This window comes from Tunicatimonas sp. (assembly GCF_049647865.1).
In the GTDB taxonomy this organism is placed as follows: Bacteria; Bacteroidota; Bacteroidia; order Cytophagales; family Cyclobacteriaceae; genus Tunicatimonas.
Genome location: NZ_JBARYM010000095.1, coordinates 1 through 1,741, shown reverse-complemented (window position 1 = coordinate 1,741; position 1,741 = coordinate 1). Strand labels below are relative to the sequence as shown.

The 1,741-nt window shown below is 48.0% G+C and carries 1 protein-coding gene and 1 pseudogene; both read left to right on the top strand.

Going from position 1 to position 1,741, the window contains the following annotated elements; translation table 11 throughout:
* Window positions 1-1,025 (top strand): annotated as a pseudogene (locus WBA23_RS03285) (hypothetical protein); the annotation flags it as partial.
* Window positions 1,026-1,043: 18 nt separating this feature from the next.
* A partial coding sequence (locus tag WBA23_RS03280; RefSeq protein WP_424580820.1) for a RagB/SusD family nutrient uptake outer membrane protein occupies window positions 1,044-1,741 on the top strand: 698 nt, incomplete at its 3' end.

Genomic DNA, 1,741 nt, shown 5'->3' with positions numbered 1-1,741 from the left:
TCACTAACCAAGCTACCCGGATAGGGCAGGGACGCAATCCTAACTTTGGGTTTGAGCAGCGTAAAGATATCAACCTAGGATTCGAGGGCTTGTTATTTGGGAACTTATGGGTGGAGATGAACGCCTTCCAAATAGATATTGATAATCAGGTAACCCGCCTCACCACTCAGTACCCTTCCTTCTACGATGACTTTACCCCTTACAGTAATTATAACCAGAGTCGAGTCCAGGGAGTGGAAATTGGGATGCAGTTTTCCGAACAATTGGGTCAGTTAGGGATCAGTGTTGGAGCTAGAGCTACCTACGCCGAAACCGAGCGGGTGCGCGTAGACGAGGTATACGAAGATAGCTACCAGTTTCGCCAAGGACTGCCCGCCGATGCGATGTGGGGACTAGAAGATTTGGGCTTTTACACCAATAATGATTTTACCGAAGACGGTTCCTTGCAAGAAGGTCTACCTCAGTCCGCCTTCGGTGACGTTCAGCCCGGCGACATTCGTTATCAAGATCAGAACAACGACGGTACAATAGACAATCGCGATCAGGTGTACATCGGTCGGTGGTTTGCGCCTTGGACTTTTAGCTCTGATCTCCGGTTGGAGTACAAAGGACTAAGTTTATTCGTGCTAGGAATAAGCCAGGTAGGTAATCAGGCAATGCGGATGAACGATTACTTCTGGATAGACGGTGATGATAAATACTCGGAAGTAGTGCTAGATCGTTGGACCGAAGAAACGGCCGCTACTGCTACCTATCCTCGTTTGTCGTCTCAGCAGAACAACAACAACTTCCAAAGCTCAACCTTCTGGATGTACTATAATTCCTACGTCAGAATTCAACGGGCACAGCTAACTTATCAGTTGCCTAGCACTTGGGTCAATAAGCTTAACATGGCCAATATTAGTATTTACGTAGCCGGAAACAATCTACTGGAGCTGGCTGAAAATAGAGATATTCGGCAGCTTCAAATTGGCAGTGAGCCAATGTACCGATCGTACTCCGCCGGACTGCGGGCTAGCTTTTAACCCACAACTACAATGACTATGAAAAATCTATATAAATATTTTATTCTAATTGCTTCGGTGAGCATCTTTAGCTGCGAAGAGTTGATTGAACCCGTAGACGAAAATATCTTAGATGCCGACCGCCTAAACTTCGATCCGGCCTTTGCCGAAGGAGTGCTGATGAATGCCTACGTGGCTCTCATCAACCAGTATCAACTCACTGAAGTTGCTACCGATGATGCGGTGACTAACAACTTGAACAGTGGTTTCCGCCAGATGGCCGTAGGGCAGTGGGCAGCTCAGTTTAATCCAGTGAGTCGCTGGAATTGGTACGAGCCCATTTTTTACATTAACCGGTTTATACCTACTATTGAAAATGTACAGTGGAAGCGCGATCCGGAAATCAACGAATTGTTTGAGCTTCGCTTGTTAGGCGAAGCCCTGGCGATGCGAGCGGTGCACCATATGTACGTGCTGCAAGGTCATGCTGGAGAAAGCCAGTCGGGAGAGTTACTGGGAATCCCCTACTATACCGAGTTCATTGATCCCGAAGGAGATTTCAATGTACCCCGCCTGAGCTTTGAAGAATCAGTGACCAAGATCAACGCCGACTTTGAGGAGGCACTAGCCTTGCTGCCAATGGACTACGATAATGCCGCCGACGTTCCCGCCCGCTACGAATCCTACGATCCCGAAGCCTACCGCTTTGTGTTCGGTGATAATAACCGGCTACGGAT